This window comes from Bradyrhizobium sp. McL0615 (genome assembly GCF_049993905.1).
GTDB lineage: Bacteria > Pseudomonadota > Alphaproteobacteria > Rhizobiales > Xanthobacteraceae > Bradyrhizobium.
In genome coordinates this window covers 6,810,619-6,826,032 of sequence record NZ_CP188254.1, presented here as the reverse complement: position 1 = coordinate 6,826,032, position 15,414 = coordinate 6,810,619, and the positions used below count along the sequence as shown (strand labels likewise).

The 15,414-nt window shown below is 61.3% G+C and carries 16 protein-coding genes; 8 read left to right on the top strand and 8 right to left on the bottom strand.

What is annotated here, in order from left to right; genetic code table 11:
- Positions 1-11: 11 nt before the first annotated feature.
- Positions 12-1,166 (bottom strand): zinc-dependent alcohol dehydrogenase, encoded by a 1,155-nt coding sequence (locus ACPPVP_RS32995; RefSeq protein WP_426527765.1) that lies wholly within the window; start codon positions 1,164-1,166, stop codon positions 12-14.
- 188 nt (positions 1,167-1,354) lie between these two features.
- Here ACPPVP_RS32995 and ACPPVP_RS32990 point away from each other — a divergent pair, with 188 nt between their 5' ends.
- From ACPPVP_RS32990 to ACPPVP_RS32970, 5 genes are read left to right on the top strand one after another with little or no spacing between them, the layout of a single operon-like run.
- Positions 1,355-2,362 carry an ABC transporter substrate-binding protein gene (locus tag ACPPVP_RS32990; protein WP_426527764.1) on the top strand — a complete coding sequence of 336 codons (1,008 nt, stop codon included), beginning with the start codon at positions 1,355-1,357 and terminating at the stop codon, positions 2,360-2,362.
- Between the two features lie 38 nt (positions 2,363-2,400).
- Positions 2,401-3,216 carry an ABC transporter permease gene (locus ACPPVP_RS32985; protein WP_426527763.1) on the top strand — a complete coding sequence of 272 codons (816 nt, stop codon included), beginning with the start codon at positions 2,401-2,403 and terminating at the stop codon, positions 3,214-3,216.
- Between the two features lie 4 nt (positions 3,217-3,220).
- Positions 3,221-4,006, top strand: a complete 786-nt coding sequence (locus ACPPVP_RS32980) for an ABC transporter permease (RefSeq protein ID WP_426527762.1) — start codon at positions 3,221-3,223, stop codon at positions 4,004-4,006.
- A complete protein-coding gene (locus ACPPVP_RS32975; protein WP_426527761.1) occupies positions 4,003-5,064 on the top strand; it encodes an ABC transporter ATP-binding protein in 1,062 nt (353 codons plus the stop codon). Before ACPPVP_RS32980 ends, ACPPVP_RS32975 begins: the two co-directional genes overlap by 4 nt.
- A gap of 8 nt (positions 5,065-5,072) precedes the next feature.
- Positions 5,073-5,912 carry a phosphodiesterase gene (locus ACPPVP_RS32970; RefSeq protein ID WP_426527760.1) on the top strand — a complete coding sequence of 280 codons (840 nt, stop codon included), beginning with the start codon at positions 5,073-5,075 and terminating at the stop codon, positions 5,910-5,912.
- 86 nt (positions 5,913-5,998) lie between these two features.
- On the opposite strand, the gene ACPPVP_RS32965 is transcribed toward ACPPVP_RS32970, so the two are convergent.
- Positions 5,999-7,087 carry an amidohydrolase family protein gene (locus ACPPVP_RS32965; protein WP_426527759.1) on the bottom strand — a complete coding sequence of 363 codons (1,089 nt, stop codon included), beginning with the start codon at positions 7,085-7,087 and terminating at the stop codon, positions 5,999-6,001.
- 153 nt (positions 7,088-7,240) lie between these two features.
- Here ACPPVP_RS32965 and ACPPVP_RS32960 point away from each other — a divergent pair, with 153 nt between their 5' ends.
- The 3 genes from ACPPVP_RS32960 (at position 7,241) to ACPPVP_RS32950 (ending at position 9,788) form a co-directional block, all read left to right on the top strand.
- A complete protein-coding gene (locus tag ACPPVP_RS32960; protein ID WP_426527758.1) occupies positions 7,241-8,209 on the top strand; it encodes a Bug family tripartite tricarboxylate transporter substrate binding protein in 969 nt (322 codons plus the stop codon).
- A gap of 171 nt (positions 8,210-8,380) precedes the next feature.
- On the top strand, positions 8,381-8,758 hold the full coding sequence (locus ACPPVP_RS32955) for an MATE family efflux transporter (protein ID WP_426527757.1): 378 nt from the start codon (positions 8,381-8,383) through the stop codon (positions 8,756-8,758).
- A gap of 295 nt (positions 8,759-9,053) precedes the next feature.
- Complete coding sequence (locus ACPPVP_RS32950; protein ID WP_426527756.1) at positions 9,054-9,788, top strand: Crp/Fnr family transcriptional regulator; 735 nt, start codon at positions 9,054-9,056, stop codon at positions 9,786-9,788.
- A 37-nt stretch (positions 9,789-9,825) separates the two neighbouring features.
- Here ACPPVP_RS32950 and ACPPVP_RS32945 read toward each other — a convergent pair whose 3' ends face one another.
- The 6 genes from ACPPVP_RS32945 to ACPPVP_RS32920 all read right to left on the bottom strand — a co-directional run bounded on the left by ACPPVP_RS32945 (position 9,826) and on the right by ACPPVP_RS32920 (position 15,407).
- Positions 9,826-10,497 (bottom strand): ATP-binding cassette domain-containing protein, encoded by a 672-nt coding sequence (locus tag ACPPVP_RS32945; RefSeq protein WP_426527755.1) that lies wholly within the window; start codon positions 10,495-10,497, stop codon positions 9,826-9,828.
- On the bottom strand, positions 10,494-11,240 hold the full coding sequence (locus ACPPVP_RS32940; RefSeq protein WP_426527754.1) for an ABC transporter ATP-binding protein: 747 nt from the start codon (positions 11,238-11,240) through the stop codon (positions 10,494-10,496). The genes ACPPVP_RS32945 and ACPPVP_RS32940 overlap by 4 nt, the downstream gene beginning before the upstream one ends.
- On the bottom strand, positions 11,237-12,226 hold the full coding sequence (locus tag ACPPVP_RS32935) for a branched-chain amino acid ABC transporter permease (protein WP_426527753.1): 990 nt from the start codon (positions 12,224-12,226) through the stop codon (positions 11,237-11,239). Before ACPPVP_RS32935 ends, ACPPVP_RS32940 begins: the two co-directional genes overlap by 4 nt.
- Complete coding sequence (locus ACPPVP_RS32930) at positions 12,226-13,122, bottom strand: branched-chain amino acid ABC transporter permease (protein WP_426527752.1); 897 nt, start codon at positions 13,120-13,122, stop codon at positions 12,226-12,228. Before ACPPVP_RS32930 ends, ACPPVP_RS32935 begins: the two co-directional genes overlap by 1 nt.
- A gap of 91 nt (positions 13,123-13,213) precedes the next feature.
- The gene (locus tag ACPPVP_RS32925) at positions 13,214-14,449 is read right to left on the bottom strand and encodes an ABC transporter substrate-binding protein (protein WP_426527751.1); all 1,236 of its coding nucleotides are present in this window, start codon (positions 14,447-14,449) and stop codon (positions 13,214-13,216) included.
- Positions 14,450-14,720: 271 nt separating this feature from the next.
- Complete coding sequence (locus ACPPVP_RS32920; protein WP_426527750.1) at positions 14,721-15,407, bottom strand: cyclase family protein; 687 nt, start codon at positions 15,405-15,407, stop codon at positions 14,721-14,723.
- Positions 15,408-15,414 lie beyond the last annotated feature (7 nt).

Sequence of the window (15,414 nt, the reverse complement as noted above, 5' to 3'; positions counted from 1 at the left end):
TGCCGTTCGCGCTATTCGGCCGCCGCACTCGCGATCGCGCCCGCCTGCTGGTTGGTGACGACCACCTTGATCGCATCTTCGACGCGCTCACGGGCATAACGCAGTGCGGTCGGCAAATCGGCCAGCGGAAAAGTGTGGGTATGGATTTTCGCGGCGTCGAAGCGCTTCTCCGCCATCAACGCCATGGCGCGGCGGGTGGCGCTGCGCCCTTCGCCACGAATTCCGTAGGCATAAATGTTGTTCTTCACGAGATGCGCGAGATCGATCGTGACTGGATCGTGCGGGAACGCGGCGAGGCAGATTTTCCCGCCACGATTGCTCATATGAATAGCCTGATTGATCGTCGCTTCGCTGCCGGCGCACTCGACCACATAGTCCGCGCCGATTCCGCCAGTAAGTTTCTTGACCACCTCAACGGCATCCTCGTCGTTGATATTGATGACGCGATCGGCGCCGAGTTGCCGGCCGATCGCCAGTCTGCTGTTGCGTGTACCGGTCAGAATGACCGGGCTGGCGCCGAGCGCCTTGGCAACGGCCACCGCGAGTAGCCCGATCGGCCCCGGTCCGATCACCACAACGCTCTCGCCGGCAACCAATCCCCCCAACTCCGTTAACCCGTACATCGAGGTCCCCGCGGTGACGACCAGCGTCGCCTCGGCGTCACCCATAGTGTCGGGTACCCGCGCCAGTGTGTTGATATGATTCACGGCGTATTCGGCAAAGCCGCCGTCCGTCGTGAAGCCGTTGGCGCGATGGCCCTTCTCCGGCTTCCCGTAGTTCAGGCATGACGTGTACATGCCCTGGCGGCAGCGCTTGCACTGGCCGCAGCCGGCGTGAATTTCTACGCTGATCCGTTCGCCGATCTCGAACTCGTCGACGTCAGGTCCGAGCGCGGCGACTGTACCCATATACTCATGACCCGGTGTAAAATTCCTGTTGAAGGGCAGGCCGCCTTCAATGCTGGCCGGTGATCCCGAATGAATGACTTCAAGGTCGGTGGCGCAGATCGCAACCGCGTCGATCCGGATCAGGACTTCGGCGCGTGAAGGGATGGGCACGGGCTTTTCAAGCAGCAACAGCTGGTCCGGGTCGCCTAGCACCCAGGCCTTCATTCGCTCGGGAATCGGAAGTGCGGGCGATGTCTTCACGCCTGGAGGTTGGTACATGAGTCTCTCCTCTAGCGCCGGATGCTACCGGAAATCGTCGGCCAGCGAAATTGCGGGATGCCGCTAGCGACGTGTAGGTTTGCTGCATAGCAAAAACGCCTTGTCGCAAAACCTTCATACGCGGCCTATACTTGCACACCGGTCGGTGATGAGATCGTCAATTGCCGCCCCCTAAGCCGGAGTGCCCCATGAAGACCGCCCGTTTTGTCCTTGCCTTGCTCGCGCTGTCGCTGATCGCGCCCTGGCAGTCCGCCAAAGCGGCCGATGTCATTTGCTACAATTGCCCGCCGGAATGGGCGGACTGGGCTTCGATGCTCAAGGCGATCAAGGCCGACCTCAACTACGATATCCCGCACGACAACAAGAATTCCGGCCAGGCGCTGGCGCAGATCCTCGCCGAGAAGAGCAATCCTGTCGGCGATATCGGGTATTTCGGCGTCACCTTCGGCATGAAGGCCAAAGCGCAGGATGCGCTGGAGCCATACAAGCCGGCGAATTGGAACGAGGTCCCCGCCGGCCTGAAGGATGCGGACGGTTATTGGACCACGATTCATTCCGGCACGCTTGGCCTGTTCGTGAACAAGGACGCGCTCGGCGGCAAGCCGGTGCCGGCCTGCTGGAAGGATCTCTTGAAGTCCGACTACAAGGGCATGGTCGGTTATCTCGATCCGTCGTCGGCCGCGGTCGGCTATGTCGGTGCGGTCGCGATCAATTTGGCGCTCGGCGGCTCCGAAGCAAACTTCGACCCCGCGATCAACTTCTTCAAGGATCTGCGCAAGAACGACCCGATCGTTCCCAAGCAGACCTCTTACGCCCGCGTTGTCTCCGGCGAGATGCCGATTCTGTTCGATTATGATTTCAATGCCTATCGCGCGAAATATTCGGAAAAAGGCAATTTTGAATTCGTGATCCCCTGCGAGGGATCGGTGGTGTTTCCTTACGTCGTCGGCCTGGTCAAGAACGCGCCCGACAAGGAAAAGGCCAAGAAAGTCCTGGATTATCTGTTGTCCGACAAGGGACAGGCGATCTGGACCAACGCCTATCTCCGTCCGGCGCGGCCGATCGACCTGCCAGAAGCGGTGAAGAAGAAGTTCCTGCCTGACAGCGATTATGCGCGTGCGAAGAACGTCGACTGGGGCCAGATGGAAAACATGCAAAAAGGCTTTGTCGACCGCTATCTCGCCGAGGTCCGCTGAGGCAATATGGCGCCTCTCGCCGGGGCGGCTATCCTCCGATGTCACACAGGTCTTTTGTCTGGCTATGCCTGCTGCCGCTTGCGGTCGTGACGGCGGCGTTTTTCCTGTTGCCAATGGCGCGGCTCGTTGTGACCGGGGCAGAGGGACCGCGGGGGCTTGCGGGCTATCTTGCGATCCTGACTGAGCCGCGGTACCGCGCGACGCTGATCAACACGGTCCTGCTTGCCGCCGCGACCACCGTCGTGACCCTTATCGTGGCGACGATCGCCGGCATGTTCCTGCAGCGGCATCGCTTCCCCGGCCGCGCGGTTCTGATTGCGATGCTGACCTTTCCGCTGGCGTTTCCTGGCGTGGTGGTCGGCTTCATGATCATTCTCCTCGCCGGGCGACAGGGCCTAATCGGCGATTTCTCCAACCGCCTGTTTGGTGAGAAGCTGGTTTTTGCCTATTCGATCTACGGTCTGTTTCTCGGCTATCTGTATTTCTCCATCCCGCGCGTCATTCTCACCATCATGGCTGCGGTGCAGAAGCTCGATGTCGGTCTGGAAGAAGCCGCACGTTCGCTTGGCGCGAGCCCGTGGGCGGTACAGCGCGATGTTGTGCTGCCGGCGCTGGCGCCGGCCTTCGTTGCCTCCGGTGCCATTGCCTTTGCAACTGCGATGGGCGCGTTCGGTACGGCGTTTACGCTAGCGACGAACATCGATGTGCTGCCGATGCTGATCTATACCGAGTTCACGCTGGCGGCGAATTTCTCCATCTCGGCCGCGCTGTCGGTCGGGCTTGGCATCATCACCTGGCTCATTCTTGCGGTTGCCCGCTCCTTCAGCGGAAGCGCCGTCGCGGCGGCTGGATGAGACCATGCGCGATCGCCTGATCTTCACCGGCCAGTTCATCTTCACCCTGCTCGTGGCCGGATTCCTGGTGGTGCCCGCGATCCTGTCGATCTCCGCCGGAGTCACCGTGAACTACTTTCGCGGCATCCAGTCCGGCCTGACCCTGCAATGGGTCGTACAGGTATGGCAGCTCTATGCCGGCACCATCCTGCTGTCATTCGTAGTCGCATTTGCGACGCTTGCGGTAACGCTCGCCGTGGGCGTCCCGGCTGCCTATGCCTTGCATGTGCGGGGAGGTCGCCTGTCACGCATCGTCGAGGAGATCATCACCCTGCCGTTGGCGATCCCTGGCCTCGCCATCGCGCTGGCGCTGCTCTTGACTTACGGAAGTTTTGGCGATTTTCGCCGCTCCTGGTTATTTATTCTTACAGGCCATGTCATCTTCACGATGCCCTTCATGGTGCGATCGGTCATGGCTGTGTTCGCGACCGTCGACATCAAGACGCTGGACGAGGGCGCGGCGTCGCTCGGCGCTTCTCCATGGCGACGCTTCCGCGACGTGATCGTGCCCAACGCCCTGCCTGGCATTCTGGCGGGTAGCCTGATGGTGGTGACGTTGTCGCTCGGTGAATTCAACCTGACCTGGATGCTCCACACGCCGTTGACCAAGACGCTGCCGATTGGTCTCGCCGACAGCTATGCCTCGATGCGGCTGGAAGTGGCTTCGGCCTATACGCTGATCTTCTTTGTGATGATCATTCCGTTGCTGGTTGCCATGCAATTGTTTGCCGAGAAGGAGCAGAAGAGATGAGCGCGCAGGCCGGACATGGCGCCTCGGTGCATATCGAGGCCTGCGGCAAGACCTTCGCCGACGGAACCCACGCGCTAGAACCCGCAACGCTCGACATCGCCCGTGGTGAAACGCTAGTGCTGCTCGGCCCCTCCGGCTGCGGCAAAACCACCATGCTGCGCATCATCGCGGGGCTCGAAGTGCCCGATGCAGGCGGCGGGGTGATGTTCGACGGCAAGGACATGACGGCGGTGCCGATCGAGCGGCGCAACGTCGGCATGGTGTTCCAGTCCTACGCGCTTTTCCCCAACATGACCGTATCGGACAATATCGGCTATGGTCTGAAGATCCGCGGGATACCGGCCAAGGAGCGGGCGGTGCGCGTCGCCGAACTGGTGGCGCTGACCAATATTTCCGGGCTTGAAAGCCGCCGCATCGACCAGCTTTCCGGCGGGCAGCGCCAGCGCGTCGCGCTGGCCCGTGCGGTTGCGATCCGGCCGGGCATCCTGCTGCTCGACGAGCCGTTGACGGCGCTGGATGCCGCGCTGCGGGACCGGCTGCGCGGCGAACTGAATCGCCTGCTGCGCGCGCTGGGGATCACCACGATTTATGTGACCCACGATCAGTCCGAGGCCATGGAGCTCGGCGATCGCGTCGTCGTCATGCAGAAGGGGGCGATTGCCCAGATCGGAACGCCGCGTGAGATCTACTTCACGCCGCGAAGCCGCTTTGTTGCCGAATTCATCGGCGCTGCGAATATCGTCGAATCCCCGATTGAGGGCGGTCATCTCGTTTTGCCGGGTGGACGGCAGCCGATTCACTGCGATGGGGACATGCCGGCGGCGATTGCGATGATCCGTCCTGAAACCATTCGCGTGACGGCAGTCGAAAGTGCGTCGCTTTCGGGTACTATCGACAGCGTCAGCTTCATTGGCGATAGGCAACGGCTGGTCGTCAGCGGCGCGTCCAACAGGTTGCTCACGGTCGACGCACCGAATACGGTTCAAGTCACGCCCGGCGAACGGATCGGATTGTCAATTTCGCCGGATGCCGTCCGCCTGTTGCCGCCTGAGAACTGAGAAGATCGATGTTGTCAAAGCCGGTTCATATAGCCCAGATTTCGGATCTTCATATCAAGCCGCCGGGTTCGCTTGCCTACGGCAAGGTCGATACAGCGAAGGCGCTGGAACGCTGTGTTGCGGCGCTGAACGAATTCGACCCGGCACCTGATTTCGTGGTGATCTCCGGCGATCTGGCGGATACGCCGACATCAGAGGAATATCAATATCTCAAGCGGCTGCTGGCGCCGCTCAAGCTTCCGTTCGCCGGTATTCCCGGCAATCACGACTCGCGCGAGTTGATGCGCGCCGCGTTTCCTTCCGCTTCCTACGCCTTCGTATCCGGGCCGCTCAATCAGACGATCGAGGTTGCCGGTCTCGATCTGCTGCTGCTGGATTCAAGCGTGCAGCGAAAGCCGCATGGCGAACTCGACGGGCCCACGCTGCAATGGCTTGACGAGACACTGGCTTCGTCGCCCGACCGGCCCGCGCTATTGTTTTTGCACCATCCGCCGTTCAAGGCGGGCATTTGGCACATGGACCGCCAGAATCTTCTCAATGCGGGCGATCTCGCACCCATCGTGCGCCGTCATTCCCGCGTGCAGCTGATTGCAACGGGGCACATCCATCGCGCGACACTGACCATGTTTGCAGACGTGCCGACGACGATCTGCCCAGCCCCGAACCATGCCGTCGATCTCGATCTGGCCGAGCTGCGCCAACCCTCCTTCAGGGTCGAGCCGCCCGCCTTCCACCTCCACACCTGGTTTCCGGGCGAGGGGTACGGCACGGTCGTAACCCATCAGGTCCCAATTGGGACTTTCGACGGCCCGCATCCGTTTTTTTCGCCGGATGGAAAGCTGTTGTGAGGCCCGACGGGAGGCATTCTACTTTGCATGGGGTTGTTTTCGAGATTTTGTGTGGGGCTCTCGGTTCGACTTCAACCCATCCCGGTCTAAGCCAACTTCATTCCAAATAACCTCGCCGCATTCCCGCCCAGAATCGCGATCTTCTGCTTGTCCGAAAGCATCGAGGTCGCAAAAACGTGGTCGACCGGGTGCTGCTCCCAGGGGATCGGGTGGTCGGTGCCCAGCAACACCTGGCTGGCGCCGACTTGCGCCACCAGATGGCGCAGACCTTCCGGTGTGAACACCATGGCGTCGAAATAGAGCTGGTTGAGATATTCGGACGGCTTTTTCTTCAGCGTGATGTTCGGATTGCAGTTTTGCGGTGACACGAAGCAAGCATGATCGCCGCGTGCGGCGTAGGAGCCGAGATAGCCGCCGCCATGCGCGGCAACGATCTTGAGCCCGGGGAAGCGATCGAGCGTTCCCTCGAAGATCAGGTGCTGCAAGGCGATCGTGGTGTCGAGCGGATTGCCGATGGTGTTCGACAGCCAGCCGTTGCCCTTGAAACGCTTGGCGAGCTCGGGCGTACTCTGCGGATGGATGAACAGCACCGCGCCGAGTTCTTCCGCCTTGGCCCAGACGGGATGGAATTTCGGATCGGAAAAATCCTCGCCCAGCACGCTGCCGCCGATCGCGGCCCCGCGAAGGCCTTGTTTCTTGACCGCCGTTTCGAGTTGCTGCGCCGCGAGATCGGGATACTGCAGTGTCAAGGAAGCGAAGGCGGCAAACCGCTCGGGCCGCGCCGCACAAAGCTCCGCCAGTTTCTCGTTCTGAACCCTGACGATCTGAGCTGCGGTGTCGCGATCCTTGCCGTACCAGAACGGATTGATCGACAGCACCTCCATATCGATGGCCATCGCATCCATTTCCTTCAGGCGCTGCTCGATGGCGATGAAATGCTCGGGCACGCCCTTGACTGGCGGCAGCACCTTGTCGGCCCCGTCCCCCATCAGGTTAATGGCTTCACGGAAATAACAATGCGCGTGGACATCCACCGTCAGGACGCGCTTGCCATTGACTTTGACCGGCAGGCGAGGGGCCTTCGGCTGGGCATGGGCCGCATCCAGCATACCGCAGCTGCAAAAAGCGATCCCACTCGCGGCCGCGCCTTTCAAGAAATTCCGTCGGGTGGTCATTGGTCGCCTCCCTCAATTGTTTGGATACTTTCCTCAGGCCGGTCGACTGACGCGCCGGTCCATTCTTCATTTTATCGGCAACCACATTGCCAATCCGGATAGGGAAGGGCAATCATTCTCGGAATAATTGCGGCCCAAAGGGAGAGATTTCAAATGCGACTGCTTTATTCGCTGATTCCGGCACTCGCGCTGTTCTCAAGCCATCCTGCGATCGCGCAGGGGAGCTATCCGGATCGGCCGATCAAGATGATCGTGCCCCTTGCCGCGGCGAGTGCGGTCGATGTTGCAGCACGGATCGTGACCCAGAAAATGGCCGACAACATGGGCCAGCAATTCGTGATCCTGAACCAGCCGGGCGCATCGGGGCTGATCGGAGCCGAGGCCGTCGCCCGCGCCGAACCGGACGGCTACACGATTGGCGGGTTCAACGACAGCATCATGACGATGGTGCCGAACCTGCAGTCCAAGATGCGCTGGGACATCCTGAAGGATTTCGAACCGGTGTCGCTGGTAGCGACAGTGGAGTGGGGGCTGATTGCCAACAATCAGGCCAGCTTCAAGACCGCAGCAGACCTGATCGCGGCCGCGAAGGCGGCGCCGGGGAAGATCGATTATGGATCAGGCGGGCCGGGAAGCCCACAGCATTTGTCGATGGCGATGTTTGCGTCCGCTGCCGGTATATCGCTGACGCATGTGCCGTATAAGGGGGCCACCCAGGCCGCGACCGACGTCGCCTCCGGCCAGATTCCCGTCGCCTTTCAGGGCCTGGGCACCGTCGCAGCGTTGGTGCGCGGCGGTCAGGTCCGGCTGATCGGGGTGACCACCGAGAAGCGATTGCCGCAATTTCCTGACGTGCCGACCGTCTCGGAATCCGGCCTGCCTGGCTTCTTCTTCAACTCATGGTTTGCCATTCTGGCGCCTGCCGGCACCCCGAAGAACATTATTGCCCGGCTGAATGCCGAGGCGCTGAAGGCCGTCGGCGATCCCGAAGTGCGCCGCAAACTTGAAGAGCTGGGTTTCGCGGTGCGCGGCAGTTCGGCGGAGGAATTGCGAGCCATGACGCGCGATCAGCTCGCCAAGTACGAGCGCGTGATCCGAGAAACAGGAATCACCAAGGAATAGCCAAAGTAATACCCGTCGGCTGGCGGGCGCCGCGTCCTTTGGCGGGCATGTTACACCATCGGCGTCGTCGGGCTGTTCGTTCATTTGCAGTCCGCCAAGAGTCCCATTCATCTCGCTTTTTCGGACTTTTCGCCGCGGAGGCGGCTCTTTTCGCGTATTCTGAAAGTGGCATTGCTCTCGTCGCTGCAGATACTGGTTTCCAACGTCGCGTTGATCGCAATAACGGCTTATGTCGCTCACTTCGGTATTGAGGCGCTGGCCGGATATGGCTTGGCTGCTCGCGTCGAGCTTCTTATTTCTTCCATGGTGCTCGCCCTGGGCGTAGGCACGACAATAATGGTCGGGACCTGTGTGGGCGCTGGCCTGGAGGCACGCGCGCGTCGTGTGACGCTTGTTTCCTGTTTGCTGGCGGCGGCCATTTTTGCGGCGATCGGTTTTCGGGAACCTCGATCGCAGGTCTTTTTACCCATGCTGAAGGAGTTGTCTCTGCGGCATCCGGCTATTTCTACGCGATGGGCCTGGTTTATGGGTTTATGGCCGCATTTGTGATACTGTTTTCCGCCTATCAGGGATGGGGACAGGCGACGGCTCCACTGCTTGTCAGCCTGTCGAGGGTTGCTATCGTACTGGCCGGCGGATGGATGCTGCTGCAGCAGCAAGGGCCTAGGCTCGATTGGCTATATTATCTTATCGCAGGTTCGACGGTTTTTGGAGCGTTAACACTGGGCATCGTCTTTGCACTCCGGCCGCCAAATCGACGCGGCAGGGCGCTTTCCGGTTGAAAAGTGAGCCCACGTTGATTACGGAAGAGCGGTAATCCCGTGTTCCCTGGAGTTTAACTGGCGTGCCTCAACAAAGGACGGGTGAAGCTCACGGTTTCCCGGGCAGCAAACTATCGGTTTTGCGCAAGCACCCGATTTTTGCCGACCTAGAGCCGGAGGCTTTCGAGCAGCTCTGCCGTTACGCCAAACACACCACGCTCAAGCGGGGAGCTACGCTATTCTCCAAGGGGGATCCCGGTAACAGCCTGTACGCCGTCATTTCGGGGACGGTGAAGATGAGCATTTCCTCGCCGGACGGCCGCAACGCGATCCTCAATATCGTTGGGCCTGGGGAGATTTTCGGCGAGATCGCGCTGCTCGACCAACAGCCGCGCTCGACCGACGCCATAGCAAACAGCACGTGCGAACTCTTTGTCATCGACCGGCGCGAGTTCATCCCCTTTGTGAAGGCCCAACCGGCGCTGGCGATGAAATTCATCGAATTGCTCTGCGAGCGGTTGCGATCGACCAGCGATCAGGTCGAGCAGATTATCCTGCAGAATCTGCCAGGACGGTTGGCCAGTGCGCTGCTTCGCCTGTCCGAAAAGCACACCTCTGCCCCGCAGGGCCGAACCATCGCGATCACGCAGCAGGAGATCAGCGAGATGGTCGGCATGACCCGGGAGAGCATCAACAAGCAGTTGCGCGCCTGGGCAGGCCGCGACCTGGTGCGCCTCGAGCACGGTGCCATCGTTGTGCTGAATGCCGAGTCGCTTCGTGAGATGGCGGAAGCCGGGTCCGGCCACGACAGCGAATGAGCGGCGATGCGCGTCGCGTAGCCGGGACGCTCAGGGCTCATTGACTGGCGGTTACGGGATTGGCGCCACGCTCGATCGTGAATTCCACGTCAATCAGCCCACGCGAGTGATTGAGGTCCGATTGCGACATCAGCAAGGTCAGATCCTTGCCCTTGAGGGATGCGAGCACCTCCGACAGCCGTTCCGACAGCGCCGGCGCGATGCCTTCGAACGGCTCGTCGAGCAGCAGGCATTTGGTGCCGATGGCCAGCGCCCGGCCGAGCGCGACCAGCTTTTGCTGTCCGCCGCTCAGCAATAACGCCTTGCGCTGGCGCATCTCGGTGAGTTCGCCGATCACCTCATAGACGAAGTCGAGCCGGGCCTTGCGGTCGAGATGCTTCGCCACCCACAGCGGCAACATGATATTTTCCTCGACCGTCAACTGAGGCACCAGGCAGCGGTCTTCTGGCATATAGCCGATCCCGAGTGCCGCGCGCGCATGGCGTGGGCGGGACGCCAGATCGCTGCCTTCGAACCGCACTGCGCCCCTGGCCGGCGTCAGATGCCCCATGATCGACCGCATCAGCGTCGTCTTGCCCGCGCCGTTGCGGCCCACCAGACTGACCATGGCGCCTTTCGCGACGTGCATCGTAAAGCCACGCAATGCCGGCATCGACTGGATCTCGACGACAAGATCGTCGATTGCGAGCAATGGCGCCGCGACGTTCATCGCACGCCTCCGGTGACGTAGCGGCGGACTTCCTGATTATTCAGGACCTCGGCGGGCACCCCGTCGGCCAGAATCCGGCCCTGATAGAACGCCACCACGCGATCGGCATAGCGGCTGACGATCTCCATGTCGTGCTCGACGAATACGATGGTCGCAGCGTCAGGCGCGACGGCGTGGATGACGCGATCCATGGTCGTGAATTTTTCTTCCGCCGATACACCGGAGGTCGGCTCATCCAGCAGCAGTAGTTTTGGACGGCGTACCAATGCCATGGCGATATCGATCAGTTTGCGCACGCCACCCGCAAGCTCCGAGATCGGGCGATCGGCCAGATCGGCAAGGCCAAAGCGTTCCAGCAGCTCGACGGCCTTGTCGCGGCGGCCTTGGGCCTCCGCCGGCGCCCGGAGGGACATTCGTGTGCCGACGCCGGAAATCGCCACAGCGAGATTTTCGGCGGCGGTGAGCTCGACAAACAGTTGTGGAATCTGGAAAGAACGGGAGATGCCAAGCCCGGCTGCGCTTCGTGGCGAACGTCTGCCGATGTTAATTCCGTCGAGCAGGATCGTCCCGCTGTCGGGTTTGAGATAGCCGGTGACCATGTTGACGAAGGTGGTCTTGCCGGCGCCGTTGGCGCCGATCAGGCTGATCTTTTGCCCGGCCGGAATATCGAGGGTAAGCGCATCGGCCGCCACCACGGCGCCAAAGCGCTTCTCGAGCTGACGCACCGAAAGAACCGGGTTCACGGTGCGGCTCCTCGTTCGGCGGTGAGAGGCGCCGCCGCCGGGATGCGCCGCTTGCGCCGGTCCCTGATCCAGAGCGAGCCGATGCCGCGCGGCAGAAACAGGATCACGCCCAGGAGGAACACGCCGAGCACGAGTTGCCAGGTGTTGGGCAAATAGAGATTCGAGAACGAGCGGACTAGTTCCAGTGCCATCGAGGCAACGAAGACGGCGGCCACGCTCTGGTTGCCGGCAAGCACCGCCACGAAGACGAATTCGCCCGATGTGGTCCAGTATGCGAATTGCGGATCGATATGCCGCTGCGCCATCAGCGCAAAGGCGCCGCTGGCGCCGGCGAAGATCGCGGCGATCACGAAATTGACCGATATGATCCTATTGGCCGAGAGGCCGAGATATTCGACCCGCAGGTTGTTTTCACGCACCGCAAGGCTGGCAAGACCGAATTCGGACCGGAACAGGATGGTCGCGGCGATGCCAGCAAATCCGGTCACGATGACCGAGACGGCATACAGCATGAAGTCGGCCTCGCGCGGATCGGTGAAGCTCATGCCAAACAGGCTTGGCCGTCCGACGTTGAACCCGTCGGAGCCGCCAAGCGCAGTCGATTTCACCAGCACGCCGTAAAACACCATCGATAGCGCCAATGTGAGCATGCCGAAGAAGATCCCGCTGTAGCGCGCGATCAACGGCCCGATGACCAAGCCGAGCAGGCCGCCGCAAGCGGCGCCGACGATCACCTGCGCCACCGCGTCGGTGAGACCCCAGGCATTGGCGATCAGCGCCACGCCATAGCCGCCGGCGGCAAAGAACAGGCCCTGGCCAAACGACACGTTGCCGGTACGCGCCAGCACGACGATCCCAAGGGCGATCAGCGCATTGGAGGCTGCAATCGTCGCCAGCGACAAGGTCCAGGTCGGCAGCGCGCGGCCAGCCAGCGTTACCGCGGCGACAAGACCGATCATGACCAGGGGATGCAGGCCTTTTCTCATCAGATCCGCCTTGCCGTCTCGCGCTTGAACAAACCCTCGGGGCGAAACATCAGCACTGCCGCCATGATCAGATAGATCATGAACAGTTCGGCTTGCGGCATCAGATGCACCGAAGCCGCGCGCGCCAGCCCGACCAGAATCGCGCCGACGGCCGCCCCCTCGACGCTGCCGAGCCCTCCGATCACGACGATCGCGAAGCTCAGGATGATGACATCCGAACTGAGGCCCGGCTGCATCGATATTTTCGGCGCAGTCAGGGCGCCGGCTAGGGCGGCGAGCAGGACGCCGAACGCAAAGGCGATCGCATAGACGCGGTTGACGCGCACGCCCATGCTCACGCTCATTTCCTCGTTGTGGATGACGGCGAGCACGATCTTTCCGATCACGGTGCGATTGAGGCCGAACCAGATCGCAAAGCCGATCAACGCCGAAATCGGGATCAGCACCAGATCGTAGCCAACGTAATAAAGCCCGGCGAATTCGAGGTTGCCGAACAACTCATATGGCTGCGTCGCATAGATCGGATTGACGCCCCAGATCAGCTTGGTGACGTCTTCAAGGATCAGAAACACGGCATAGGTCACCAGCAGCAGCACCACCTCGTCGCGGCCGTAGAACATTTTCAAGAGGCAGCGTTCCAGCAGAAGTCCGACGGCGGCCGCGATCAGCGCCACCGAGAGCAGCATGGCGACGAAGCCGACGCTCGGGGGCAGGCCGCGCGCGGCCGCCATGGTTACGGCGGTTGCCGCGATATAGGCGCCAAGCGCGTAGAAGCTGCCATGGGCGATGTTGAGGATCTTCAATACGCCGAATACCAGCGTCAGCCCAAGGGCGACGATGAATAGCCACGAGGCCTGAATCAGGCCATCGAGAATGATCGTCAAAAAGAAATTCATGGCGCTGGCGTCACGCGGGCCGTCGGTGGGCAGAATAGGGCGGCGCAGAGCTAATCACGCACCGCCTCGTGCTTGTTGGATACCAATGCGCCTAATTGCACTTGGCACCCTGCATGCCCCCCTTGATCCAGTCGATCGCCTTCACGCCCGGGGGCGGGTTGACGCATTCGGCGGCGAAGTACTGGATATCCACCAGATCGACCCGCTTGAGATCCGGATTGTATTTGGTGCGGCTGAAGGCGATCGGTTGGATCGCCTGATGGCCGTCGGCAAGCTTCATCTGAATCAGTCCGCCGGGTGATGGCCACTCCAGACCGGTCATCGCCGCGACCATTTCATCGGTCGAAGGCTTCTTGCCGCCGTTCTTGCTCATGGCTTTCTCGACCGCGGCTTTCAATCCAAGAATCGCCTGCGTCATGCGATAGGAGGCCTGGACTGGATAGACGCCATTGGCGGCTTCATATCCCTTGAACAGCCAATCGTTCAGCGGCGATTTCTGCGACATCAGGCCGTAGGCGCCGCGCGCACCGATAATGGTGCCGTCGGGCATCTTGTCGCCGAGCGGCGGCAGCACGTGGTCGGCGGCGCTGAACACGAGCTGGCTGCGCTTCGGCAACCCGCGAGGGGCCGACTGCAGGACGAAAGCCTGCAAATCGCCGCCCCACAGGCTGGAATAAACCACGTCGGAGCCGGCACCCACCAGCGCAGAAATTTCGGTGCCGTATTGGCCCGCGCCGAACTTGGGCAGCAAATCCGTCTGAAGCTTGACGCCAGGATAGAGCTGTTCGGCTGCAGCGACGAAGTCGGCCCGGCTGTCCTGGCCCCAGGCGTAATCCTGGTTGATTGCCGAAAGCGTCGTCATCTTGATGTTCTTGGCCTTCATGTACCTGATGAGGCCGACGTTATCCATCGTGGCATGGGCGGCAGTACGGAACACGTAGTTGTATTTGCCGTCTTCGAAAATGCGCGGCGTTCCGCAATCCATCAGCACCAGCATCTTCTTCAACTCTTCCGCGATCGGCGCGACGGCAAGGCAGTCGCCGGAGCCGATATAGCCGAGCACGACGTCGACATTGTCGCGCTGATAGAGGTTGCGCAGCTCCTGCACCTGCTTGGTCGCGCCGCCGTTCTCGTCGATGATGACGGGCTCGACCTTGATGCCACCGAAGCCGACCTTCTCATAAGGCGAGGGGGCCGTCCCTTTGTTCAACTGATCGATGACGAACTGCGCGCCGTTGCGGGCGGGAACGCCAAAACTGTCCGCCGCCGGTCCGGAGAGGAACGTCACAATGCCGAGTTTGAAGGATTCCTGCGCAGACGCGGGCACCGCCACTCCAAGCGATGTCGCAGCGATTGATGCAAACAGGACAGCGCGATTAGTCCGCCGAAGACGGTCCATGTTTTCCTCCCCTGATTCGACGGGGGTTCCCGCCCGATTATCCGCGCCGTTGTGCCCCGGCATCGGCCATTATTGGGATGAGTTTAGGGAAGCTTTCACAGCGCGTCCATACGCGCTTCGTCGAAAGGAAGATCGGGGTAAGCGGCTAGATACCGCCTTTGTCGAAGGCGCCACGCCGGTTCGGCGCGCTTTGCTCGCTTCACATCTCAAACACTGCAACCGCGCGGATCGGCGAAGCCGTCCCGCCGCGCCACTTCATCGGCAGGCCGATGAAGGTGAACTGGCCGCGGCCAAGCAGCGCTTCGAGATTGCACAGGCTCTCAATATGGGTGATGTCGAGGTCGAGACAGGCCTTGTGGACGAGGGCATTCACCTTGCCCTCCGGTCCCGGCCGCATCGAATCGATGCCGAAATGGACGACGCCCTGCTGCGCCAGCCATTCGGTGGCGGGAACGTTCACGCCGGAATTGTCGCTCGAATATTCCTTGCGGGGGAATGTTCGCTCATGGTGACCGGTGCAGAGCAGCACGGTGCCGCCCTTCGGCACCGGCAAGCCAGCTTTCGCTACCGCCGTCTCGAGGTCGGCAGGGGCAATCTCGGCGCGCGGCGCGATGTGGCGCAGGTCGATGCAGATGCCCGGCACGATGCATTTCTCCAGCGGATACTGATCGATCGATATGCCGCTCGCGCCGAAATGTCTGGGCGCGTCGATATGGGTGCCGGCGTGGTCCACCATGGAGATGAACATCGACGCCAGCCCGTGCACATTGCCGGACTCCGCAAAGGATTCTTCGTGGGTCTTCCAGACGCCGTGCATGACGGGAGGGTGGCCGGGATAGCTCGGCGTACGGTGATAGAGCTCCCGGCTGAGGTCGACGATCTTCACGCAAAGT